The organism is Psychroserpens luteus, from assembly GCF_015319355.1.
In the GTDB taxonomy this organism is placed as follows: Bacteria; Bacteroidota; Bacteroidia; order Flavobacteriales; family Flavobacteriaceae; genus Psychroserpens; species Psychroserpens luteus.
In genome coordinates this window covers 324650-349815 of the sequence record NZ_JADILU010000001.1, presented here as the reverse complement: position 1 = coordinate 349815, position 25166 = coordinate 324650, and the positions used below count along the sequence as shown (strand labels likewise).

Below are 25166 nucleotides of genomic sequence, written 5' to 3'. Positions count from 1 at the left end.
ATTCAAAGCATACTTATATAATTATTTTCGCTTTCTAAAAAGCTTTGAAATATGTGATTTAATTGAGTTAGGACTAACGACTTCATCTGCATTATACTCGGTGATCACCCTAAAACCTTTAACCATTTCTTCCTTTGGTTTATGGAGAATCATTTGACTATCTAAAACCTCAGCAATCTGAGCAGGTTGAATGAATTGAACTAAAGAAATCTGATTATTAGTCAGTTCTTCATGGGCTAATTTCTGAATATCATTTAAATGTTTTTTATTCTTAGAAATTACCACCACAGAATTACATTTATCATTGATACATTTCTTAATATTTTGAACTTCATAAGCAGATGTATTAGTTTCTGAAATTTCAAAAGCAATTCTCATATCGTCATTATGCAAAACAACATCAATTCTTCCTCCATCTGCAGTAGGGCTTTCGATAGTTCCTATAAAATTTCTGTCTTGCCCCATTTTCATAATAAGGTTTTGAAGATATCGATGAGTTCTTATTTCATGTGATTCCTGTTCCTTTTTCTTAACACTTTCCTTTATGTCTTGAGCTATGTCTTTTGAATTATTATCCTCTCTGTTCTCTACTTGAGGTTTTAGAATTTCTTTCTTCTTAATTACTTTCTTAGTTCTCTGAAATGAAGTAAAACTCTTTCTAACAATACTCTCTACTTCATCTTTAGTTTTGGCAAATTGATTTCTAGAATTCTCTATCATTTGTTTTCTAATTGAGTTCCCTTTTACCTCATCATATTCTGCAAGTAATGATGTTTGTAGATTGAAATCATTACTACTACTTCCTAATTTCATGATTGCCTCACCTCTACTTAATTTGGTTAAATCCAATGCATCAAAATATGAAAATCCAGATTCCAATTTCTTTGCATCATTATCTCCTAGGCGAAAACATACTCTTATATATGGATTTGCCATTACTGAATTCAAGATTTTAACATCAGAGATTTGACTCAATTCTTGATGTACTAAAATTAATCCAAGACCATATTTTCTAGCACCACTTAAGATTGATAAAATACTAGGCGTAATCATATTCTGAAATTCGTCTAAGTAGATATAGAAAGGATGTCGATTTGATTTATTTAGAGCTTGTCTGCCTTGAATTACTTGATTGAATTTTGCTAGGAAAATTGATCCTAATAAGAAACAATTCTGCTCACCGATAAATCCTTGAGATAATTTGATGAGGACTATCTTCTTTGAATTAATACAGTCATTGAAATCAACTCCTTCATTCTGACATAACATGTTGCGTATAATTTTCGGCCTCAAAAAAGTATCAATTCTTGTGAGAAGAGGAGCAATACCTTTTTTTACCATTGGATATTCATTTTCCCAATAATATAGTATTGAGGGCTCTCTTATGTCCTCAAGAACTTTATTTCGAAAGGTATCTTCTATTAAAAAACGTTTCAAATCTAATAGTGTATCGCCATTATCGTGCTCAAGAAATACTGCTATCGCCTGACTAAAAACAGCATTAATATTATCTCCCCAAGCAGTAGAATATCTTTTAAAAGAGGATACTAAATCTGAACTTAGAACAATCTTCTCAATTTCACTTGACGCACTAAGAATATTAAATCCGATTGGATAATTAATATCTGATGGATCAATTATTATCACATCATCTTTTCTTTTATCAGGAATTCGTAGAAGAATATCCTCAACAACATCACCGTGAGGATCAAACACAGCACATCCATTTCCTTTTTGTATATCCTGTAATATCATATTTACCATTAGCGTCGACTTCCCTACTCCTGTTGAGCCTATAATATGTGTATGACTTAATCGAGATGTGTCGCTGAGGCTAACTTGATACTCATTTCCTTCATGAACATTTAATCCAATAGAATACTTTTGATTGATTGCCTCAGAAGCTAATAATTTAGACTTCTCTCCTCTCTTTCTTAATTTGCTAGATACTACCGTTTTATTTGGATAGTGAACAAACGTGGATAATTCATTACTATTGAGAATACATCCAAGACGATTGCTTAGTCTATTATGAAGATTGTAAGAATGAAAATCATAATTATATCCTTCGTTAGATAATGGAACCAATTTATTAAAATCAGAAGATGAAGCTCTTGTAATACTTTTTGTGAACTCTCTTGCTAGAGCTGAACTTCTATCATTATATTTTCCTTGAACTGCAATCCGCATAACAACACTAAACAGTGGTGCAGAAACTTTTTCTTTTGCACAGACTACCATCTCTGGTGCATCAGTAAAAAAAGAGCCTCCTCTTCCATCACTTACTGCGTATGGGATATCTTTTGCTAAGGGAGAATTTACTCCTTTGAATAAAATTTGAAATACTGCAATTTCATCTTCTTTAAGTATGTCAAAAACAGCTATTATTGAAGTTAGCGAATCAATATCATACGAGCGAGCAATATTTATGGGTCTTACAAATTCTTCATTCAAACCAAAATCAGCAATTGCAATTTCTTTATCTTGATTAAAACCAAAATATTTTGGATTAAATTCTTGAAGTGTGATGTTTGGAAAATATGCTCTTAATTGAGATTGAATTCTTTCGGAATCTTCATAATCACATACAAGCTGAATTTTAATTGAATCTTCAGTGCCAACTATTTCAAATGAAATAGGCTGATAACTCAAAGACAACATATTTAAAAATTCAGTGCTTCTAAGTTGTGTTATATCCTGATCGTTTGAAAACGAAAGTCTAAAACCAACAAGTTCAGGTAATTCTGAAATGTAATTCGGTATCACATCTCTAAACGAAACATCTTCTTCTTTTGAAGGCTTTGGCTTATTTAAAATATTTAATGCTTGTGATAAGAAAGATGGCACTCTCCCATCATCTATGACCTCTTCTTCTGCCGAGTAAAAAGAACTAAGTGATGCATAAGGTGGTTCTATATCTACAGGTTCTTCAAAAAGATAGTATCCTCGATTGAGATATTCCCATTGGTAAAACTGAATCGTTGCTAATTCGCTTGGAGAATACATACTCTTAACGTTTAAAAATATCTTTCAAAATTGGTTTACGTTCAGTCTCAGGTATCGCGCGTGTACCCTTCCCTTCAGTAATTTCATCAATTACTTTTAGAACGGAAGATTGCGCATAGGTCATAAACATACTAGCAGTATCAATCTTATAGTAAGTTATTGGAAACAGTTTTCTAGCTAGCCACTCACCAACAAATGGGATTTTTGAAATTAGGATTTGAAAAATAGAACTTTTATAGAGTAGCCACCATGAAATAAAAAAACCTTTACCAAAAGGTGCTGCACAAATATCATATTGATACTCTTTCCATTTCACACGTACATATCTTCTTTTTTGAGAAAATATACTTCCTTCATGAAGCGAAACATCATTTGTATTAATCCCACTTACTCCTTGACTGAGTAGTTCTTTTTTAAATAGTTGATAAAACTCTTCAGTAGAAAAATTGAAATCATCAATTAAGGTGTTCCAATTAGAATGATAGGTCTTTAGTATTCTTGCGAAAATGAATCTAAGAATAAGAAAAAGTAATAATCCATTAACAATATAAAACAGATATTGATATAAATAATAAAAAAACTCATTCATAACTGAAGGGGGTTGAATTAATGATTATGTAATAAAGTTATAGTTTACTTTCAGTAAATAATATTTTAAATGAAAACCTAATATTTATTAATGAAATTCTACCTCTAAAAAATGAAAATACAATTAAAACAAAAGGACTTGGCTAACAGGGCTTTAAGGCTTATATTTAAGTTTAAATAGCCAACAAATGAAATCATTACTTTCTAAACTTATTTTAGTTTCTGTTTCAATAATGTCTTATGGACAAAATAGAAAAATTGACAGTTTAATTAACAAATTCGAAAGTCTAAATTCTGATACAAAAAAACTAAATCTTTTAGAAGAATTAAACCCAATGATTTTTGATACTACCCTCAGCAATTCAACCTATTATTTTAAAGAAATGGTGAAAATTGCAAAAAAAAACCAGAATATTGAACTTGAAGCTATGGGCTATAGATGCCTATCAGAGCATTATCTCAGAGAAGGAGATTCTCTCAACGCAAAAAAATATGGGTTAAAAACAATAATTGATCTTGATAAAAGAACCTACTTATTAGGAATAAATCAACTTGGTAGAGTTTATGATCACTTCAGAGAATATGACAAAGCAATTGAAATATATAAAAAGGGGATTGATTTAGAACTAAAAGAAGAAGAAGATACTATTAAAGTAAAAGGAAATATTTATTCTAATCTTGGTATTGTTTATGGAAGCGTCAAAGACTTCAGTAACCAAATAAAAATGTACTTATATGCTAAAGATTTTGCTATTAAAATCAATGATTTAAATGGTTTAAGTACAGCTAATCGTGCTCTAGGTTGGTCATATATGGATTTAACTCAGTATGACACAGCTGAAAAATTTTTCATTAAATCACTTAAAGATTCTTCCAAAATAAAGCAAAGATATATATATGAAACTTCACATGCTTTAGGTGTATTATACTCGAGAGTAGGAAAGTTTGAAAAATCCATTTATCATAACAAGAGAGCTTTATATTATTTTAAAAAAGTTGGAAATAAATTTTATGAGCTAGATGTGTTAATTAATTTATCGATACTTTACCAAAGATCAGGAAATAATAGCTTAGCCATTGATTATGCAAAGAAGACACTTAAACTTGCGGAAAGTCTCGACCATAAGTTTTTGGAAAATATAGCTAAAGAAACATTAATTCATAATTATATTAAGCAAGAGAACTTTTTTGAAGCTAAAAAATTATTGCTTGAAATAGCACCTGATACTATAAACAATGCTTTAGTAAACTTAAATTCCAAGACAAATATTAATGAATACTTATCAATAGTTTACGAAAAGGAAAATGATTATTCAAAGTCTTTAAGGTATTTCAAAAAATTTAAAAACAACAATGACTCCCTACAAAGCGAGAAAATAAATTCTAAACTAGAAGATATTGAAACAAAATATCAGTCAGAAAAAAAAGAAAAAGAAAACCTTCAACTCATAGCCGATAATGTAGAACAGGAATTACTCACTCAAAAAGCTAATACTCAAAAATGGGTGTTTTTTTTATTCTCAATTATATCGATACTATCATTAATACTGTATATAAAGTATATGCAATCTAAAAAGAAACAGCTTTTATATAACTCTCGTTTAAACGTGATTAAAGCAAAACAAAATGAGCAAGAAGAGATTGGTATTGAACTTCACGATAATGTTGCTAAAAAATTGGAAAGCATCTCAATAGCTCTCAATAAGGATGGCAAAACTGAATTAGCAAATCAAACAATTACAATTAAAAATAAAATCAGAAAATTATCTAAAGAATTAAGCACTATTTCGTTTGAAGAAAGTTCGTTTAAAGATCAAATTATAACTCTATCTTCTGGCTATCAGAATGAATCATTAAAAATCCATATAAAGGGGCTTGATGCTATTTTATGGAGTACAATAGACAGCCCTATTAAATATAATTTATTCCTAATAATTAGAGAAGCTATTTCTAATAGCTATAACCACTCTGATGCTACGAGTATTTTATTAAAGATAAAACAAGAGAAAAAAAATATGTCTATAAGTATTCAAGACAATGGTAAAGGTTTTGATGAAAATATGGTAACTTATAATAGAGGTTTTAGGAACATGAAAATTAGAGTTAATGACATTAATGGAATAATAAAAATTAAAAGTCAAATTAACAAAGGGACTCAAATTTTTATACAATTAGCACTAGCTTAAAATTGAGCGTTTATTGATAAATAGAATTTAAAACAGATGCAAAAACATATTTTAATAGTAGATGACCACGAAGATGTATTTGAAAACCTAGAACGAAAAATACTTTCTGCTTTTAATGATTTCAAAATATCAATAGCTGATAACTGTGATGATGGTCATGACTTGATTAAAAAACATAAGATAACAAATCCTATATCCTTATTAATTTTAGATTTAACATTTAAACTAGTAAAACCGAATGCTATTTTAACAAAAGGCAAAAGTTTATTGGCAATACTAAAAAAAGAAAACATAGAAATCCCAACTATTATATACAGTTCACATGATGAAATGGAACACATTTATCCTGTCATTACAAATTATCACCCTAATGCTTATGTTATAAAATCTAACTCAAGTTCTAAAGAATTGCTTTTTGCTATTAGTGAAGTATTATTAGGGAAAACTTATTTTAGTCAAACAGTCCATAAACTTCAGCTTAAACGTTTTCAATATGCTTTTTCAATGGACAATATAGACGAGCAGATAATACATTTTTTACCTAACGCAAATACCATGACAGATTGGGAAGGTAAAATATTAAAAGAAAATGTACCTATTTCTTATAAATCTATAAAATTGAGAATTGAATTATTGTGTCAGAAATTAGAAGTCGAAAACGAAAAGCAATTACTATTAAAGCTTCAAAGATTAGCAATTCTCTAAAATAAAATTTCCAAAATTTCTATTCTGAGGTTCCAAAAATGGAACCTCTTTTTTTTATATGCTACATAGATTTGTAGCATCAATAAATTATTTGCTACAACAAGGTGAGATGTTGAAATATCCAAGCAAATAATTTACTCACATAAAAAGCTGTACAGCAACTGGATAACATTTGTTTAACCATCTAAAACTTAAAAAGATGAAAAAAATAATGTTAGCATTTGCTATTGTTCTTATCAGTATTAATTTCAGCGCTTGCACGCCAGAAACAATTACAGATCATGAAGATTCACAGGAACAAGGAACTATTGGAGAAGAAACCTCTCAGCCTGAAAAAGAGGTTGATGACGATTAATTTTTTAAATTAGGGGAATGAAAAATACATTCCCCTTTTATTTATTTCTATTTGGTTTAGGAATGTATCTAACCCAAGCTCAAAATATAATCACTAATACCAGTGATTCGCTCTATAACTTAAGTAGAGATAAAGACTTACCAGTTAACCAACGCATAGAACATATAAATACAGCGATACAGATAACTGATAAAAGTATTTTAAAATTGAAATATTTATCATACAAAGCAGCTATTTATGGTAATAACAACAAATTTGCTAATGCAATAGCTGTATCCCAAAATTTATTTAATGAAGCCCAAAAGGTAAATGACACCTTTTATATGGCAAAAGCAAATTATAAATTAGGATTAAACTATAAACACCAGCATATTTATGACTCATCATATTACTATTTTCACTTGGCAAATAGGAATTTTTCGCAAATAAAGGATAGTTTAAATTGGTCAAAATCATTGAATAATTTAGGGTATTTAAATTATATAAATGGCAACTACTATAATACAGAAAAACAATCAGTAGATGCCTTAAAAATAGTCCCTGAAAACAATAAGAAGTTTAAATATCAATTGCACATGCAATTAGGCATAAGCTCTAGAGAGTTACAAGACTATGATTCTGCTACAACATGGTATTTAATGGCACTAAAAAATAGTCAAACTTCAATCGATAGCAGTAATACGTATAATAGTTTAGGAGTAAAAGAACAATATTTAGGAAATCATAGCCAAGCGATACATTATTTTAATAAAGCATTATTAATTGAAACCAACAATACTAGCAATCAATTAAGAATTAGAAGTAACAAAACTTATTCCGAAGGAATTCTTAATAATGAAATGGCAATTAGTGACTTAGTTGCTTTATCACAAAAGAGGTTTAATAATAATGATTTACTAGGATCATATTCAAGCACTATACAACTAGTAAAGCTCTTACAATTTCAAAATAAAAATAACGAAGCTATATCGTATGCGCAAAAAGCATATACTCTTGCTATTCGAATAAATAGCGCTGAAGCCAAAATAGAAAGCTTAGGCTACTTAATTGACTTAAAATCAATCAACAATACAGAAGCAAGGCAATTTAAACATCTTGTAGACAGTATTGCTAAAGCAAGAATTAACTTAAGAACAACATTTGACAAAATTCAATTTCAAACTGAAAACAAAGAAAAAGAAAACTTACAACTCAAAGCTGATAATACAGAGCAAGAACTACTTACGAAAGAAGCCAAGACTCGCAATTGGTTATTAGCTTTCGGTTTATTAGCACTATGTGTTTCAGCTTTTTTCATATGGAGACGTTATAAATCTGAAGCAAAAGCCAAAATTCAAATTGAAAAATTACAAAGAGAATTCCACCATCGCCTTAAAAATGATTTTCGTTCCATTAACAGCTTTATTAGTTTAGTCCAAAAGCAATTCCCAAATACCGAATTTGAAGAACGACTTAATGAACTTAAAAATAGAGTGACGAGTATGTTTAAGGTGCACGAAATGCTCTTAAAAGAGGATGATATTACACAAATAAAATCACATCCGTATTTATTCGAACTAGCGCAAAATGTGGAAGACAAGTATAAAGACAGTAACATAACCCTCTTATGTAGTGTCGATAAAACAGAGACTATTTTAGCGGATAAAGCTATTCCATTTGGTATAGTTCTCAATGAGTTTGTGACTAACTCTTACAAATATGCTTTTGATGAAAATGGTGGTGAGATTACCATCGATTTTAAAAGTGATAAAGATAACCACCAATTAACCCTAAAAGACAATGGTAAGGGTTTACCAAAAGACTTTGACATTGACAACTTACGTTCACTAGGTATGAGTATCATTCCGATGTTTGCAGACCTTCATAATGGCTCATACCAATTAGATGGCTCCAATGGCGTATGCCTCATATTAACTTTACCCAAAAAAATCGCATAATATGAGTACTCAAAAACATATTTTGATTGTAGAAGATGTTCCTTTTATCTATCACGAAGTAGAAGCTATTGTTTCAGCAGCAGGATTTTCAGTTGATAGATTTACTTCAAGTGTGAAAGATGCTATTGCACGAATTAATAAAAAGCGACCAGATTTAGTGTTGCTTGATATTCAGTTAAAAGGAGAACAAAATGGTGTGTATCTCGGAAACTTATTAAAAACCGAATACCATATACCATTCATCTATGTAACCGATTATGATGACGATTTTACATTTAATAAAAGTTCTCAAACCAATCCTGAAGCCTTTATTCCAAAAAAACGCATCAATCTTTTTAATGAAGATATTATAATAAAAACTAAGCCAGAGCTCGACGAAAAACAACTGATTAGAGAGATGGTATTAATTCTACAGCGTACTGAAAAAAGACCTATCAATGTTCTAAAAGACGGTATCATGGCATTTGTTGATTTACCAAAAAACTTAAACGATGCAGGTTCTACAGAAGTCTCACAACGACCTGTAAAATACGAGGATATTGAATTTTTTACTTCAAAAATTATAGACATAAACTCAAGCTCTCTCCCTAAAGAAAAGATTGAAGAACTCAAAAAAGAGGGAAGAAATATCGCAAAACTCATTACGATTAACAAGGAACCCTTTTACTTTAGAGGGAATCTCTCAAAAATTATAGAAACATTACCTTATAATTTTGTTCGTATTAATAGTAGTGAAATCCTTAATGTAACTGTTAACAGCTTTGACGGGAGAATTAATGGAAGGCATTTGGTAATTGCGGATAAAGTTTATACAATCTCAGACACCTATAAAGAAGAGGTCGAAAAGCGAATAGCTCATTTCTACTAAGAGCAAGTTTTCATCGAAAACTAAGCGGTTTTCATTCTAATTATTATAACCTAAAATACAACACTACATTTAGTTGCTATTTTAATTTTCTTAGGGTATAATTTAATTATGAAGAAAAAATATTTTTTAATTGTTGGGATACTATTACTGCTTCTTGTTGGAGGGTATTTTGGGGTGCAGGAATATTCGAAAAGTAGTAAGGAAAATATTGTTATCAATAAGGAAATAAATTTAAAAAATCCGAGTATTGATTTAAATAAAAAAGAAGAAAAGCAATCAGATGATATCTTCCATCAAGAATATAATTCTTCCGATGGAATTATAAAATTTTACAAAGGCTCAATGCTGGTGAAAGTTTTAGACATTAGAAAAAACAATCCTTTTGATACTGAGAAACGAGAGGTTCAACCATATGAAGGTTATACTAAAGAATTTTACAGTGTATTGCCTAGTGATTATGAAAAATTTGGATTTAGTGACAAATCTGAGGAAATCCATTTTTTAATGCGGATTGAAACAAGTTCAGGAAATAGTAATGATGCTATAATACCTATCACATATTTATTGAAATCTAAAACTAAAGGGTTATACCCAAATGCAATAGATTTAAAGTACTACACCGAGGTTCATCTGTTTAATAGAAATGGTGATTTTATAACTAAAAAAAGCTTTCCGAATAAGCTATTTGTAGTGAATTCTGTTTCTAAAGATTTAAATTACTTTTCTGGAAAAATGACATTGATTGATGTAAATGAAAAATTCACTATTCTATCAAAAAATAATACTGATTTACTTAATATTTTGAAAATGCCGAATAATACAACACTTGTATTTGGTTTATTCTCACAAAACTCTTTCATAGGTAATTTTCGAGGAAATATTACTAATAATATCAGTGGAGCTGTTATTCTAAATCTTGAAAATAATAAACAAGAAAATATTAAATGCAATCATAGGAATTGTTCTTTAAGAACTGAAAATGACAAACCTTATCTTTTTGACAATATGAATTCTAAAAAGTTGGAAATTTTAAAATAAATTAAATATGTTACAATTAAATAGACTATTATATTTAACTTTTATTGCTTTTATCTTTTGTTTTAAATTATTCTCACAATCTGATTATAATTTTGATATTCAGTATTACGATGGAGAAAATCATTATTTTAAATTTTCAGATGTAAGCTCGGATTATGGTTTAAGAAGGTTAAGTAATACAAACTTATACGATTATCATGGGGGTTTAGACTTTGCCTTCAATGGTATTCAAGGCAATATAATAATTGCTCAAAAAGAATACACCATTGATAGAATCGATGTGGATGGAAATGGTTTAAAAAGTATAGTTTTTACCGATGGCACTAGTTTTAGGCATATTTTTTTAGGAACTTCTATTCCAGATTGTAATAATGAAAGTACACTCGGTGGTTTTCTTTTGATAGAAAGGTTTTGTAATACTGATGAATATGTCATAATAAATACCATTGATAACATAGCTTACGGTCCTAACAATGGTACAATAACTTATAATGGTAATCCTTATAATATCACTAACACAATTGGAATTGGGAATAAAGTAGCACCAATAGGAAACTCTGGTGGATATGGCGCTCACTTTCACTTACAAAATTCTTTTAATATAAATAATTTAAATGATGATGTTAGTACAAATAATCCTTTGTATGATTTATCCTATGAAAGATCTGAAGCTGTAAGCTATAATTTGGATGTCACAAACTTGTTTACTAATAATTATTTAAGAGGTTATGATAAACATCCTTTTAAAGTTAAAGTGACGTTTAATAATCTTGAAGAAGTCCCAAATACAGATACACGATTTATTAATAGTGTTTTTGATTTAGAAAATATTAAATTACAAATTAAACCTTTATTAGGACTAGGACAATATGAAACCATGGAAACTTTGGAAGAATCGTTCATAAGTATCGGTGGCGCTCAAAATAGTGCTCCTTTGCCTTCTTATATAGGAATCTCTAATGATGATGAAAACATTATTGGGAGTGAAAATAAAACTGGAATTCAACCATTTGCTTATTCAGAATTAGTAACCACTAATCAAAATGATTTTGATAATTATTTTTTTGCTGACTTCCGTCCTAGGTTTTCAATTGATAATTCTGATGCAGAATTAAGCGAGGATGCAAAATATCCAGACGGTAAATATTTTATTCGTTCAAGCTTAACAGATATTAAGGGAAATATTTATGAATCTGAGCCTGCTGGCATAACAATTGATAATTTCCGTCCTTATGTTGAAAGAGTTTTGGTTATTTTTTCTCTTCAAGATGTTTACCATAAAAGATGGGAAAGAAATGGAAATGTACTTGAGTTAATAGGGCCAGACGAGGGTACTACTTTTGAAGATGGTGATGAATTTCATGTAAGAATTTTTAGTAGTGAACCATTAGAAGAATTAAATCTTCAAATTGAAGATACAGCTGGAGTTTTTCCATTAAATCCTAATGCAAGTAAGACACAATGGGATATTGATTTAATTTATTCTGGACCAACAATTCAAAGAGACCTTATATTAACTGGCTTAGACACTAATAATAATGATTTACTAAAAGGTGAAAATATATCTAATTTAAATAATCATCAAATAAGTACTAGTAGTTCTGGAAGGATGGCTAATGATAATCTTACAGGGGAAGACAGGACTCATAAAATAAATGTTACTGACCCATGTAATATAACAGCCAATGCTGGTTCAAACGTAACCATTCAAAGTGGAGGATCAACAACATTACAAGGATCTGGAGGTACAAGTTGTTCTTGGTCGCCAACCACAGGGTTAAGCAATTCTAATAGTTGTACACCAACAGCATCACCATCGCAAACAACTACTTATACCTTAACCGTAACAGAGAATGGTTGTACAGACACAGATACTGTAACCGTCACGGTAGATGGTTCTGTAGGTGGAAATCCGCCAGCAAATGATGATTGTAATAACGCTACAACATTAACTAGTAATACAAGCTGTAATTTTACAAGTGGAACAGTTGAAGATGCAACACTATCAGTTGGTGCAAATAACTGTTTAGGTTGTGGTTGTGAATCACCAGACGATTATGATGTGTATTATAAATTTATCGCAGTAGAAACGAGTCATACGGTTACGATTTCTAACTATGCGAGTAATTTTGATGCCGTTATAGAACTTCGTACTTCTTGTTCATCAGGTTCTAGTAATTATATTAGTTGCTATGACCCAAGCGGTGCTCCATCATCTGTTAGTGAAACATGGAATAATTTAAATATTGGGCAAACCTATTATATACGAGTATTTGAATGGGACTATCAAGGTTCTCCTCCAAATATCGATACTTTTGATATTTGCGTTACGCACCAAAATAGCAATACTGATGGTATAGATTTAGTAAGCGACGTTACATCAGTAAGTAATGATAATCCAGACCAAGGCGACACAATTAATGTAGATTATACCATATCAAATATAGGAGATGAAAGTATCAGCAATGAAGCCTTTGTAGGCGGTCTATATTTATCAACCAATCAAACATTTGGTTCTTCAGACACTATACTTTCTGGTAGCACTCAAGGATTAACTAATATTGGGTCTGGACAAACGATAAGTATTACTAAATCCGTATCTATTCCTAATGTAAATGATGGTCAATATTATATCATTTCAGTTCCTGACATTGGAGACAATATAGATGAAAGCGAAGAAAATAATAATAACAACGATTATCCAATCTACATTGGTGAATATATAGAGAATGGCCCTGATTTAGACATCACGGGAATGACAGTGACACCAAACTCAGGGCTAGTGCCTGGGCAAGAAGTTGAAATTGAATTAGAAATTGAAAATGAAGGAAATGAAGATTCCAGTAGTTTTGACGTTCTATTGTATCTTGACATTGATGATGACAGCAATTACGACTCTAATGAATTTATGGGTGAATTTAACTTTGGTTCACTAGATGCTGGTGAAGAAAACGCGATAACGTTAGATTTTGACTTACCAACAAACATCCCATCTACTGGAACTTATGAACTTGTTGCATTAGCTGACAGTAATAACGATGTTAACGAAACTGATGAAGGAAATAATGATAGAGACAGAAATATCACAATTGCTTTAACTGGAACTGGTGTTGAAGATGTGACAGTTATCAATTCATATATTAGTACAAATTCTGTAAATGCTGGAGGGACAATTGATGCTTTTACTAATCATATTTATTTAGGAAATCAAAATTCTAGTGATTTACCGACATTACGTATTGGATACTATCTCTCTGAAGATTGTGAGTTTAGTTATGAAGTGGATATTTTTTTAGATGATGGTACCTCCAATTTAGGAATTAATAATCCAAATATTGAAGAAGATGAAACTTTGATAATCCCAGAAACAACTTCTTCAGGGACATATTATATTTTATTTGTCGCCGACAGTAATAATGATATAGATGAAGGTGTGCTAGAAAATAATAATTCTGAATGTATTGAAATAAATGTAATCAGTTCTAGCATTCCTGAAGGAGATATTTTTATTACAGATGAAATATGTAACCCAACAAATGTAGTGATTGGAAGCGAAATAGAACCATTCGCAAATATTAATTATACAGGTAGCCAACTTAATGCTGATTTGCCAAGCATCGAAATATTTTATTTTTTATCTGATGACTGCATTTTAAGTAATGATGATATGTTAATTGATGACAATGGCATATCATTAGGTTCAGACCTCCCTATTAATGATGTTAGTAGTTCGATAGAATTACCTGACAACTTAAGTCCAGGTAGCTACTATATTATCTTTAGAGCTGATATGGAAAATACAGTCAACGAAATAAATGAAAACAACAATATTGCTTGTGCTCAATTCAATTTACTTCCAGCAGATTCAAATTATCAAGATGTAACGCTTAATAACCCATATGTTGAAGTAACTGAAGCTAATATAGGAGACCAAGTTTATGTTTCGGTATATCAAAATTATACTGGTTATCAAACTGATGCAGATATGAGTAGCCCAAGATTACATTACTATCTATCAACAGATTGTGAACTTAGTTCAGATGATTATTATCTTGAAGATGACCCTTCTGGAATTGGAAGCGATGATCCTTCAGAGTTTGAATCCCAAACAATCACTATTCCTGGTGATGCCAGTACTGGTGATTATTATATTCTTTTTGTAGCTGATGCAACAGAGATTGTGATTGAAAATAATGAAAGTAATAATTTAGAATGTATTCCTATTACAATTAATGATGGCACACTAGAAGTCAATAATAATGAATTAAGTAATGAAATTAAAATTTACCCTAATCCTTTTGATGAAAAGATAAATATTAGTCTGAGTAAAACTTATTCAAATATAGAAATTGAAATTTTTAATGTTATTGGTCAAAAAATAATACAATACACATTTGAAAACAAACAGGATATAGAAATTAACACAGAAGACCTATCTAATGGATTATACTTTTTAAAAGTAAAACTTAATGATGTAATATCAGAAGAGTTTAAACTCATTAAACGATAGAATTAATACCTCAAAATAAAATGACTGTATTGCTTAATAAGCAAATTAGGGAAAGTTAGATTATAAATATCTATCCTGAAGTTTTAAAAGGCAACATCAATGGTTCTCGAATATCTATTCTCGGGATAACGCTAAACATAAGCAATCGTTATAAAAAAGAAGTTAAACAACGTTTTGATTTTTTATATGAATAAAACTAGTAGAAACTTTAACGACTATATTGCTACAATTGGATATAATAAATTATAATTATCCAAACCCAAGTTCTTAAAAAGTAATTTTTATGCAACTCGAATTAAAAAAGTCTATTTCCAATGTATCAATGAGCTTAAAAAAAGAATAAGACAGTTTTTAGAAAACTGCCTTAACTCTAACTCGCTCTATTTAAGTAGTGTTCCATATTTGGAGCCCTTTTATCACAGTTTTAACGATTAGCACCTGATGACTTACTCGTATTCGTCAATAATAAATACTAGCGACATCAGGGGACATTACCTGTTAAATCATCTAAAAACAATTTTAAATTCACATCAAGTTTATAATTATGTTTTGAGTATTTGAATAAATTATCTTGAACTATTATTCTAGTAAGCGAATCATTATAATGCAGAATCAGCAAATAATCACCTGAGAACTTTGAACTATATATTTTTCCTTTATTCAAATAATCAATTATTCTTTTAATCTGATTGTTGTCTTTTAAGGTTGTTGTGTTATGTGTCTCAAAAGAAAATATTTCAATTTCATTTGGAGTAATTAATCCTATTTTATCAACACTTTCATTACAGCTGTAATTCATCAGAGTTAATAAAACCAGTAAAAAAGAGATATGTTTTGTCATAGTTTAATTGCCTTTAAAAGAATCTGAGGAACTTTTATTAACAGCTTTTCCTAGATCTGTTATTATGTATGTTGTTTGAAATTTTTTTACATCTTTAAATAACTGATGTGGAGTAGCTAGTGTGAATTTTCTTCCGGAGACTTCTACTTTTTCTTTACCAAACATTGTAGGTAATAATTGAGAATAATTCTGGTCTCCTTCAAAAATGGGAGGAGGTGCGTTAGATTGGGAATATAAAATCCCCTCATAAGCCTCTCTACAAAAATTTGAACAATTATACTTTCTACTATCAAATCTAGTTCCGTCCTTCGTTTTTGCTTCTAATCTTTCTTTTACAGCTTGGTCTGAAGCAAAATCTGTTTCGGTTAATAATATCCCATCTGCTGGCCTGATTTGTAGATCTGATTGCACACCAAATTCTAGTTCTTCAGCAGTCCTAATTTGGCCTTGTCGACCGCTACCCTTTTTGAAATCTGGATCTTGACTACCCCATGCACTTAGTCTATCTACAGGCTCATCAGGATATAAATCATAGTAAGTATAAGTACCATCCTCAATCTGGTTCCCATCTTCATCTTTTTCATAATTTCCATCTTTATCTTTTTTATAATTTGAAACGGCAATACCAGCATGTCCATAGCTTCCTTCAGAAGTCAGCCAAATAAATAATATGACATCCATCCCATCAGGATCAACCATTGTTGTCGACGAATTTTTTACATAATTATAAGGTGACCAGTCATAATATTTTTCAGCTAGTGGATCTAAATTCATCCATCTTCCCAAACTAGCATCATAATTTCTAGCTTCAAAATCATACCAATCCAATCCTAATACTTCATTGAGTTCTTTTCCGTTGTATTTATACTTTTGTGCTGCGCTATTAGCATAGGCCGATATTAAGTCATTATACCCTTTATGTTTGAGTCCAAATGAGTAGTACCCTGTTTAGAAAAATGAGCTTAATCTTACTTTTCTATTTCTCACATATGCCTTATGAGTAAGCAAATATTTAAAAGAACGTATTATTACAATCAAATCTAATTAATAACACTTATTTATCCTAGTTATTTATCTATTTAAACGATAGACATCATTAATAATAACTCTAATATTTTAATACATTATTGCTTATTTGATTAAGTTAAAAATAACTATATTGTGCATACACAAAACTCTTTATAGTTGCCAAAATTAAATAAAATATGGGTGTTTAGAATGATTGCTTTAGACAATCTAGAATCTGATTTAACTAATGGTTTATTTTCTAAATTAAATGCACCTAATAATGCTGGAAGAAAAGATATTGGTAATAAAGAAATAATAACTGAACGAGATAATAGAATCGTTAGTTGTTTTCCTGAAACCGTAGTTAATAACTATGTTCCTTTTTATTTTTCAATTAAAACACCTATGTTATATAACATTTATACTGGTCATGGTGTTCCAAGATTAAATCAAAGTAATATTGTATATTTATGTATTCCATTATTAGATTTGGCAAACCCAAATTTTCAATGGTGTTTTACAGATGGAAATGCAGCTAAATTGATAACTAGTTATTTTAATAATCTTAACGATATTGATAAAATAGATTGGCGTTCTATTACGTCAGGAGACTTCAAACATGATAATGCTGATGGTGATGAAGACAGAATTAGAAAGAAACATTCTGAATTTCTAATAAAAGATTTTGTTCCAAGTAATAATATTAAAGGAATAGCAGTTTATAATAATACAACTAAAGCTATTGTTAAAGAAATTGTTGATAATTTAGGTTTAGAGACCTCTATAACTGTTAAAAGAAATTTTTATTTTTAAATAGATGAAATTCATTACTGGTAATTTATTAAATGCTAAAACCAAAGCTATAGTTAATACTGTAAATACTGTTGGCGTTATGGGTAAAGGCATTGCGTTGCAATTTAAAGAAAGGTTCCCGCAAAACTATAAGGCTTATGCTGATGCATGCAAAAAAGGATTAGTTGTCACTGGCAAAATGTTTGTTTTTAATGAATCTGATTTGTTAAATGATGAAAAAGTCATAGTTAATTTCCCAACTAAAGAACAATGGTATCGTAAATCTCAATACAGCTTTATTGAAGAAGGATTAAAAGACTTGGTGAGGGTTATAAAAAATAACAATATAAAATCAATTAGCATTCCGCCTTTAGGTTGTGGTAATGGTGGATTAAATTGGGATAAGGTAAAATCTTTGATGATTAAATATTTAGGCGATTTGGATGATGTTGAAGTTTTTGTTTACCAACCGAATGAAAAAATTAAAGAAATTCTTCAAAAAGAAAACACTAAAAAAGAAGTTAAATTAACTCCAGCTAGAGCAATGCTTCTATATGCGTTATTCAAATATGAAAAGTATGGGGAATATACTACTGTTTTTACTGCAAATAAATTAGCTTATTTTCTTCAGGAGAGTGGAGAGAACTTAAAATTAAAGTTTGAACCATATACCTACGGTCCATATGCTCAAGCTGTAGAAAAAGTTTTATATGCATTAAATGGCAAATATCTAAAAGGTCTTGAACAAATGGATGCAAAACCTTTCGAAGCCCTAGAATTGAATTATGAAAGATATGATGAAGTTAATGTCTATGTGAAAGAGAAATTAAGTCAAAATCAAAAAGATAGACTGGAAAGCTTGTTTAACGCTATTAATGGTTTTGAATCTACATTATCTTTAGAAATACTTTCATCTGTTCATTTCATAAAACAAGAATATCCTAAAATTGAAATGGAAGAGATTCTTTCTAAAATTAGAGGGTGGAACCATAGAAAGAAAGCGTTGATTACAGAACAATATGTTCAAATAGCATATGACCATTTAAATGATTATGGTAGTAAATTGAATTTTGCTTAATTCTAACGATGTATTATGGTTACGTTTCAGAAGCCAGATTTTAAAATAAATCTAACTTAGTTTGAGTTTCAACTTTTGGAGTAAACGTGCCAATAATTACGAATGGATTTAAACTCTTCCTTGCGTGATGTTGATACAATGTGCCTACATAAAAATAAAGGTCTTTGGTTTTAGCAAAATCGTCTAAATACTTTTGTTTTACCTTTTCACAGGCAATTTTCTCATCACCAAACTTTTGAAACATCTTCCAGTATAACTCACCCGTCTCCCAGTCTTCAATCATTAGTTTTCTTACTTTACCATTAACATCTTTGAATTTATAGGAAAATTTATATGGTAACTTTTTAACGACTTCGAAGCCTTTGTTTGTAGCTGATTCAAAAATGTTTAATTGTTGAAGTGCTGCTAATTTTTTAGCACTCCATTCCCTTTCATCTTCAACATAAACAAAATCTACTATTTCTGCTGGCTTAAATACGGCAAGTGAAGTACATATGTCTTTGTCCTTTGCCTCTTCTATTAGCAAAGCCATATCGTCATACACATTGTTTAAAACAATTTCTTTTCTCTTAATCCAATTACCTTTGGTATCAATATGACCTACTTTATTAAAAGGTGTATCTGCAGTTCTTGGTCGGTAACTCTCAGGTCGAAAATCAGAAGTGTTCTTGACCAAATCAACCTCGACCCAATCATACTTTGAATATTGAGATTTATATGATTTCTTTCTAAATTCTACTGGAAATATTCTTATCCACTTTCCGTCTTCAGTAAAACCAGCTGTACAAACTAACTCATCATATTTAGTTGAAGGAGTAGGGTAAGTTTTAACCGTTATAAGAACTTTGGTTTTCAAATAGTCTATAAATTTTTCTGTGGGATATCCCAACCTTTGAGTTTAGTCAACTCTTTAGCGACAACACCTCTATGACACATACAAACCTCTTTCTCAAAACATGTAATAGCTACACGACCATTCTCATCACATAAGTCTTTAAGCTGATTAAGGTAATCTAGGTTTTCTTTTAGTGTTGTTTTTTGATAAGTTTTAAATAATACTTTATAATCCGCTAGAGAGTTCAACTCTTTTCGTTGTTGAGATTCGATTCCAAGTTGAGGCAAATGCATATATTTAATACCAATTCCCTCACAAGCATTTTGTAGTTGACTTTTTGAGAACCCATACTTCATGCTAAATGAATTCTTTCGGACGTCTACAAGTAACTTTACATCATTAATAATTAGCTTATTTAAATACGTTTCTAAACTGATACCTTCATAACCAATTGTAAAAAACATAGGTTCTTCAAAGTGTCGTTTTTGCAAATTCACCTTTTCCAACTCTTCTATTGTCAACACCTTATCAGCTATTTTGCTTTTTGTAGCAAAAAACGGATAATTTCTGTACGTCTCCTTAATCAAGTCTTCACCTTCAAAATCACCGTAAGTATTATGTACCCATTTTATTGTAGATAAATCTTCTCTTTTAAGTTGAGATTTGTAGTCAGTTTCATCAATACAATTCCAAATATTTTTGGTGTTTTCAACCATACCGTACTTAGTCATAGTATTTAAATCCTGATTAGCTTGGAATGAAAAACAGCCATATTTATATGGCACGAAATCAAAAGCCTTTTTATCTTGTTTTCTAGTGGCTAAAAATAAAAGCTTTTGTAAGTTGAGATGCTCTAAACTACCCCCGAATTCTTGAATAAGTGCAAGTATGTATTTTCTTCTGTAGTACATTGATTGAGGCTAGTATGAATTCATTTTATGGGTCAAAGCTACAAAATAAGAAGGTAAATAATAAGTATAAGTCTAATTATCTACTGCATCGGGTGATACATCTCGGTAGCTTTCTGAAGTGAATCTAGGTTAGTTTTAATGTATTTTTCAGTTGAAGATATGTAACGGTGACCAGCCATGATTTGAACCTTTCTAAGGTCGTGTTTCTTGACCCATAGAGTAATAACGGAATCTCTAATTTGCATAAGGTTAGTAACCTTTAAATTTAAGTATTTGAGTTTTCCGCATATATCATTGGTGATGATACTAAAACGAGACGTATTAAGAGGAAATAAAGCCTCAGTAAAGCAACTTATCTTTTTCTGAAGTACTTCTCTATCATAATCTAAATACTGCCTTAAAACATTAATTTGACAAGGTTCTAATTTCAGCGTTCTAGAGTTGCTTCGTTTAGTCCCAGAAATATAAACCTTGCCTTTATCTAAATCTATATTTGATACAGTCATACCTTTTAGAGTTTTACTATCAATAGCCTGAAACACTGCCAAACCAATAATGACTTTATTTCTTATTGCAACCGATGTACATTTGGGATGCTTAAGGTCTTGAGTTGGAAAACAGTAATATAATTCCTCCAGTTCATCTTGACTTAGTGGAACGTGACTGAACTCTGAATTATCTTTATAATAAATTTCTTTTATTGGGTTGAGGCAGATAACATCTTCATGGACCAAGAAATCAAAGAATAAACGGATAGCACCGATATCCTGTTTCACCGAATTATCCTTTAAATGAAACCCCTTTCTGGTTCTCCTGTTTTTAATTAGCTCTTGATAGCCTATCCAAGTTTTATAATCTAATGATTCTAATTCGATATCATTGGTATTGCACCAATTCATGAACTTACTGACGACTCTACAATAGCTAAAAACTGTACTTTCAGCATGTTCACATTTGTGCATATATGTTTCGAACTTATTCAGCATTTAAAAGCTCGGCTAAGTGGACATAGATTTGTGTTGATTCAAGAGATGAATGACCTAGGAACTGACTAACCTGTTGAATAGTCATACCATTTACTAAAAGGTGCGTTGCAATTGAATGCCTTAAATTATGACAACTGATTTTCTTGGCTATAATATCCTTGTTCTCAGTTGTCTTAAGTATAACATCAAGTCTATTTCGATGTGCTTTACCTTGCATACGTGTACCATTTTTATTGACAAAAAGAGCGTCACAATATTTAGCATTGTAAAAATGAGGTCTTGAAAAATAAATATAATCTTCTAATGCTTTCAATTGATTAGCTAATAACACTTGCTTAGTATGGTTACGCTTTTTATTCTGAGCACCACTAGTTATATTCAATCTTCCAGTTTGAAAGTCTATATCTTTTAAATCCAAGCCAACTACTTGATGAGTTCTAAGTCCACAACCGTACATTAGGGTAAGCATAGCTTTATCTCTTAGTCTATATCGCTTAGATTTATGAGAACACTCACAGGCTTCAAAAAGTTGTTTTACTTCATCAACAGACAGTATATCTTTTAGAGTAAGTGAATTCTGTTTCTCGGTCTTTAAATGAACACCAAAATTCAATGATTCATGCCTTTTGAGATACTTCTTAAAAAGCTTTAGAGCTTGTTGATGTTTGTTTAATGTAGCATTACTAAGCGCACCATTTTGTGTAACGTTCTTTCTGCTTGACAAATGCTCATAATACTGTGAGACTATTTTTGTGGTTATGTACTTGATATGCTCATAACCTTTTGTCTCCAAATAATGAAAGAACTCTCTCAGGTGAATAGTCATATAATATGAAGTAGTTATACTATAGTTCCAAACTGCAAGTTCTTTTTCAAAGTCTTGAAGTACTGCATTGAATGATGAACTATAAATTGGTAATGATTTCATATGCTTGCTTATATATTGAAATTAGTGACGAGTTAAGCCTAATATTTTGTTTTACAGGTGTTTAAATTCGTCATTCTATGATTGACGAACCTCTGACGAAGTGACGACGTCTATACATGATTGAAGTGCCTTTTCAATAGTAGTTTCCAGTTCTTCAAATTCATTAATATCCAATACTTCATAATGGAAAGAATCACCTCTGATATCATCTCGCTTTTTGATATAACCTTCGTTTATTAAATCCTTATGATAACGTCTGAGCGTGGTTTCATTGGTTCTGAACTCTTTTCGTATTTCTTGATTTGAATAGACTTTGGTCTTTCTATCACTCAAATATTTGACAAGGCTTTCATGGTAGCTTCTAGTAACTCTATTGAGTCTATCCGATTTTCGAAGCAACACATCTTTGATTAGCTTATTAGCCCACCTAATATCTTCCAAAGTGGTTTCTATATATTCTTCACCTGTGATTCCATTGTATTGTTTTTCTCGTTGGAGTTGATGATATAACGTGATGACTTCTATTAATTGTAAATAATGGATATTGGTTCGTCTAAGTTTGAAAACAGTTTCTGGTAGTGCTAAGTGTTCGGCATAAGGATTGACTATCTTGACTTCCTTTAAGAGTTTCTGTACATTTCTCAATTGTTTTGATGATTGTACTTGAAGGTCTTCATCTATTTTCCCAGCGTATCTCATACGTTGATATGCCATGATACGCTCATCTTGTTCAGGACTTTCATCTACACAAATCAAAAATGACCTATTAGAATTATCCTCGTACATCGATTCCTTTGTTGTACATGAAGATACACATACAGGACCCTCGACTACTTGATTATAGGTGCGCCCACGTCCACCGATACTTTTTTGAACTACTGATTTAGAAATGCGTTTTTTGGTCTGAAGCTCTCTAAGTGGTAATAGCCCATCTTCAGCACCGTCCATATCTTCAATAAGTACTAGTTTATTTTTAAGCTCATACTGTTTAAAGTAATAAAAGGCATTTGCCGATAGCTGAGTAATTTCGACCTTATCTTCATTGGGTATGAGTTCAGCTACCTTGCTCTGTAAATGGGTCTTACCCGCACCGCTTGAACCAAATGAAATACAATGCAATGGATTACTTGTCTTTCTGGAGGTAAAGATGAGATACATCAAAAGACGATTAATCTCTTCACCAACAATACCACTTTGACCAATCAAATTATTAGTCTGTTCCATAAGATTTGGTGATTTTAAAAATGTTTGCGTCTTACTTAAATCCTCATCAGATAATGAGTAATTCTGAATCATTTCATTATCATCTTCCAAATTATCCAATCGATATTTTTCGAGTTCATCAGCCAACTTAATGAAAGATTGACGCAAACAATCTTGGCGTATTTCTAATTGCTCAGAAATCCTAGAAATAAGTTTCTCTAGCTGAGCCATGTCATTAAGGTTGCATGTTTGACGATAGTTTCTGTAACTATCCTTTTTATTAACCTTAATAGTAACCTTAAGACTTTCGAGGCTCTCATCGTTCAATCCCCCAGGGATGTTTATCACAAGGTCCTCAAATTCAAATATGAAGTTGTTCTTGTTGTCTGTATTGAGACGTGAGTCTAATCTTGTTTTTTGTTTTTGAACAGCAGACCCCTTGCCATTCAAAGTATTTTCCATACTTTTGACTTTCATAATATTATTTAATTTTAATCGTTTGAGTAATATTTAAAACATTTAAAGTCTCGACTCCAATCGAGACTTTTGTTTTTCTAAGCTGCTTCTAATACATCTAAATCTTCTTTTATATATTTTCTAACTTTTGCTACTGTTCCAAGTGATACGTTATAGAGCTTCACGCATTCCCTAACTGAGAATCCTCGTTTCAATCCATCTATCACTTTATTATATTTAGAAAGAAATTTTTCTTTAGCCTCTGTTGTTCCTTTGTATCTTCCACAATGGGTACCGTTAGCTCTTGCCTGTGCCATTCCAGATTTAATTCTTTCAATAGTTAACCGTCTTTCGTTCTTGCTAAATAATGAAAGCATGTGCAACATCATTTCGGTTTGCATATTCATTTCTCCTTCATCATTTAGAGTTTCGGTTTTTAAGTCATGGAGATAAATACTAACACCATAACTGTGAAGTTCCTCCACTAATTTCAAAGTTTCCAATGTTGAGCGACCTAATCTCGAAACTTCAGTTACCAATATCTTTTCAAACATTCCAATCTTAGCTTCTTCTATAAGTCTTTGAATACCTAAACGTTCTTCATTGGATTTAGCACCACTTATTTTTTCGGTGATAATGCTAACTACTTCATATTCATTTTTATCAGCTATTTTTCGCATATCTACAACTTGACGTTGATAATCCTGTTCCTGAGTACTTGTTCTTCCAAAAATTGCTACTGGTACCATAATTCTAAATTTTAATGTTAAACCTCGATTTGCCGTTATAAAAAAAGGTCAATCAACTTTTTAGGTCGTTTTGTTAGGCTTTTGCCCTGTTCAAGGGGCTTCTAACCGTTATGGAGAATGCTTTACCTTTTTTTATAACACTTTTCAAATATGGAAGGAATAAATTTCCCGTGCCAGTCTTTTTTG

At 30.7% G+C, this 25166-nt stretch carries 18 protein-coding genes and 1 pseudogene; 9 read left to right on the top strand and 10 right to left on the bottom strand.

What is annotated here, in order from left to right:
• Positions 1-21 precede the first annotated feature (21 nt).
• Together IM744_RS01570 and IM744_RS01565 are read right to left on the bottom strand one after the other, a co-directional pair.
• A complete protein-coding gene (locus IM744_RS01570) occupies positions 22-3006 on the bottom strand; it encodes a type IV secretory system conjugative DNA transfer family protein (RefSeq protein WP_194506323.1) in 2985 nt (994 codons plus the stop codon).
• A gap of 4 nt (positions 3007-3010) precedes the next feature.
• Positions 3011-3595 carry a hypothetical protein gene (locus IM744_RS01565; RefSeq protein ID WP_194506322.1) on the bottom strand — a complete coding sequence of 195 codons (585 nt, stop codon included), beginning with the start codon at positions 3593-3595 and terminating at the stop codon, positions 3011-3013.
• Positions 3596-3782: 187 nt separating this feature from the next.
• Between IM744_RS01565 and IM744_RS01560 the strand changes: the two genes are divergently transcribed.
• From IM744_RS01560 to IM744_RS01530, 7 genes are all read left to right on the top strand, one after another.
• Entirely contained in the window at positions 3783-5780 is a 1998-nt protein-coding gene (locus IM744_RS01560) for a tetratricopeptide repeat-containing sensor histidine kinase (RefSeq protein WP_194506321.1), read from the top strand.
• Between the two features lie 36 nt (positions 5781-5816).
• A complete protein-coding gene (locus IM744_RS01555) occupies positions 5817-6485 on the top strand; it encodes a response regulator (protein ID WP_194506320.1) in 669 nt (222 codons plus the stop codon).
• Between the two features lie 199 nt (positions 6486-6684).
• Positions 6685-6840: a hypothetical protein gene (locus tag IM744_RS01550; RefSeq protein ID WP_194506319.1), complete on the top strand. Its 156-nt coding sequence runs from the start codon at positions 6685-6687 to the stop codon at positions 6838-6840.
• 17 nt (positions 6841-6857) lie between these two features.
• Positions 6858-8777, top strand: coding sequence for a tetratricopeptide repeat-containing sensor histidine kinase (locus IM744_RS01545; RefSeq protein WP_194506318.1), 1920 nt, complete (start codon positions 6858-6860; stop codon positions 8775-8777).
• A gap of 1 nt (position 8778) precedes the next feature.
• Entirely contained in the window at positions 8779-9645 is an 867-nt protein-coding gene (locus IM744_RS01540) for a response regulator transcription factor (protein WP_194506317.1), read from the top strand.
• 108 nt (positions 9646-9753) lie between these two features.
• Entirely contained in the window at positions 9754-10683 is a 930-nt protein-coding gene (locus IM744_RS01535) for a hypothetical protein (protein ID WP_194506316.1), read from the top strand.
• Between the two features lie 7 nt (positions 10684-10690).
• Positions 10691-15193 (top strand): CARDB domain-containing protein, encoded by a 4503-nt coding sequence (locus tag IM744_RS01530; protein WP_194506315.1) that lies wholly within the window; start codon positions 10691-10693, stop codon positions 15191-15193.
• A 481-nt stretch (positions 15194-15674) separates the two neighbouring features.
• Here IM744_RS01530 and IM744_RS01525 read toward each other — a convergent pair whose 3' ends face one another.
• Entirely contained in the window at positions 15675-16034 is a 360-nt protein-coding gene (locus IM744_RS01525) for a hypothetical protein (protein ID WP_194506314.1), read from the bottom strand.
• A 3-nt stretch (positions 16035-16037) separates the two neighbouring features.
• A pseudogene (locus tag IM744_RS01520) lies at positions 16038-16964 on the bottom strand (RHS repeat-associated core domain-containing protein); the annotation flags it as partial.
• A gap of 255 nt (positions 16965-17219) precedes the next feature.
• Here IM744_RS01520 and darT point away from each other — a divergent pair.
• Both darT and darG read left to right on the top strand, forming a co-directional pair.
• Positions 17220-17855 carry a type II toxin-antitoxin system toxin DNA ADP-ribosyl transferase DarT gene (gene darT, locus IM744_RS01515; RefSeq protein WP_194506313.1) on the top strand — a complete coding sequence of 212 codons (636 nt, stop codon included), beginning with the start codon at positions 17220-17222 and terminating at the stop codon, positions 17853-17855.
• A 4-nt stretch (positions 17856-17859) separates the two neighbouring features.
• Positions 17860-18912 carry a type II toxin-antitoxin system antitoxin DNA ADP-ribosyl glycohydrolase DarG gene (gene darG, locus IM744_RS01510; protein ID WP_194506312.1) on the top strand — a complete coding sequence of 351 codons (1053 nt, stop codon included), beginning with the start codon at positions 17860-17862 and terminating at the stop codon, positions 18910-18912.
• Positions 18913-18952: 40 nt separating this feature from the next.
• Here the strand turns inward: darG and IM744_RS01505 are convergent, their stop codons facing one another.
• The 6 genes from IM744_RS01505 to IM744_RS01480 all read right to left on the bottom strand — a co-directional run bounded on the left by IM744_RS01505 (position 18953) and on the right by IM744_RS01480 (position 24980).
• Positions 18953-19768, bottom strand: coding sequence for a hypothetical protein (locus tag IM744_RS01505; RefSeq protein WP_194506311.1), 816 nt, complete (start codon positions 19766-19768; stop codon positions 18953-18955).
• 5 nt (positions 19769-19773) lie between these two features.
• A complete protein-coding gene (locus tag IM744_RS01500; protein ID WP_194506310.1) occupies positions 19774-20658 on the bottom strand; it encodes a DUF488 family protein in 885 nt (294 codons plus the stop codon).
• Between the two features lie 80 nt (positions 20659-20738).
• A complete protein-coding gene (locus tag IM744_RS01495) occupies positions 20739-21644 on the bottom strand; it encodes a tyrosine-type recombinase/integrase (protein WP_317175377.1) in 906 nt (301 codons plus the stop codon).
• Positions 21634-22572 (bottom strand): tyrosine-type recombinase/integrase, encoded by a 939-nt coding sequence (locus IM744_RS01490; RefSeq protein ID WP_194506308.1) that lies wholly within the window; start codon positions 22570-22572, stop codon positions 21634-21636. Before IM744_RS01490 ends, IM744_RS01495 begins: the two co-directional genes overlap by 11 nt.
• 75 nt (positions 22573-22647) lie before the next feature.
• Positions 22648-24252 carry a hypothetical protein gene (locus IM744_RS01485; protein ID WP_241738271.1) on the bottom strand — a complete coding sequence of 535 codons (1605 nt, stop codon included), beginning with the start codon at positions 24250-24252 and terminating at the stop codon, positions 22648-22650.
• 77 nt (positions 24253-24329) lie between these two features.
• Positions 24330-24980, bottom strand: coding sequence for a recombinase family protein (locus IM744_RS01480; RefSeq protein WP_194506307.1), 651 nt, complete (start codon positions 24978-24980; stop codon positions 24330-24332).
• Positions 24981-25166: the final 186 nt, after the last annotated feature.

What these genes read in the sequence shown, in the direction of transcription:
- IM744_RS01570 (WP_194506323.1), bottom strand. Translation starts at nt 3,006, where the DNA reads ATGTATTCTCCAAGCGAATTAGCAACGATTCAGTTTTACCAATGGGAA.
- IM744_RS01565 (WP_194506322.1), bottom strand. Translation starts at nt 3,595, where the DNA reads ATGAATGAGTTTTTTTATTATTTATATCAATATCTGTTTTATATTGTT.
- IM744_RS01560 (WP_194506321.1), top strand. Translation starts at nt 3,783, where the DNA reads ATGAAATCATTACTTTCTAAACTTATTTTAGTTTCTGTTTCAATAATG.
- IM744_RS01555 (WP_194506320.1), top strand. Translation starts at nt 5,817, where the DNA reads ATGCAAAAACATATTTTAATAGTAGATGACCACGAAGATGTATTTGAA.
- IM744_RS01550 (WP_194506319.1), top strand. Translation starts at nt 6,685, where the DNA reads ATGAAAAAAATAATGTTAGCATTTGCTATTGTTCTTATCAGTATTAAT.
- IM744_RS01545 (WP_194506318.1), top strand. Translation starts at nt 6,858, where the DNA reads ATGAAAAATACATTCCCCTTTTATTTATTTCTATTTGGTTTAGGAATG.
- IM744_RS01540 (WP_194506317.1), top strand. Translation starts at nt 8,779, where the DNA reads ATGAGTACTCAAAAACATATTTTGATTGTAGAAGATGTTCCTTTTATC.
- IM744_RS01535 (WP_194506316.1), top strand. Translation starts at nt 9,754, where the DNA reads ATGAAGAAAAAATATTTTTTAATTGTTGGGATACTATTACTGCTTCTT.
- IM744_RS01530 (WP_194506315.1), top strand. Translation starts at nt 10,691, where the DNA reads ATGTTACAATTAAATAGACTATTATATTTAACTTTTATTGCTTTTATC.
- IM744_RS01525 (WP_194506314.1), bottom strand. Translation starts at nt 16,034, where the DNA reads ATGACAAAACATATCTCTTTTTTACTGGTTTTATTAACTCTGATGAAT.
- darG (WP_194506312.1), top strand. Translation starts at nt 17,860, where the DNA reads ATGAAATTCATTACTGGTAATTTATTAAATGCTAAAACCAAAGCTATA.
- IM744_RS01500 (WP_194506310.1), bottom strand. Translation starts at nt 20,658, where the DNA reads ATGTACTACAGAAGAAAATACATACTTGCACTTATTCAAGAATTCGGG.
- IM744_RS01495 (WP_317175377.1), bottom strand. Translation starts at nt 21,644, where the DNA reads ATGCTGAATAAGTTCGAAACATATATGCACAAATGTGAACATGCTGAA.
- IM744_RS01490 (WP_194506308.1), bottom strand. Translation starts at nt 22,572, where the DNA reads ATGAAATCATTACCAATTTATAGTTCATCATTCAATGCAGTACTTCAA.
- IM744_RS01485 (WP_241738271.1), bottom strand. Translation starts at nt 24,252, where the DNA reads ATGAAAGTCAAAAGTATGGAAAATACTTTGAATGGCAAGGGGTCTGCT.
- IM744_RS01480 (WP_194506307.1), bottom strand. Translation starts at nt 24,980, where the DNA reads ATGGTACCAGTAGCAATTTTTGGAAGAACAAGTACTCAGGAACAGGAT.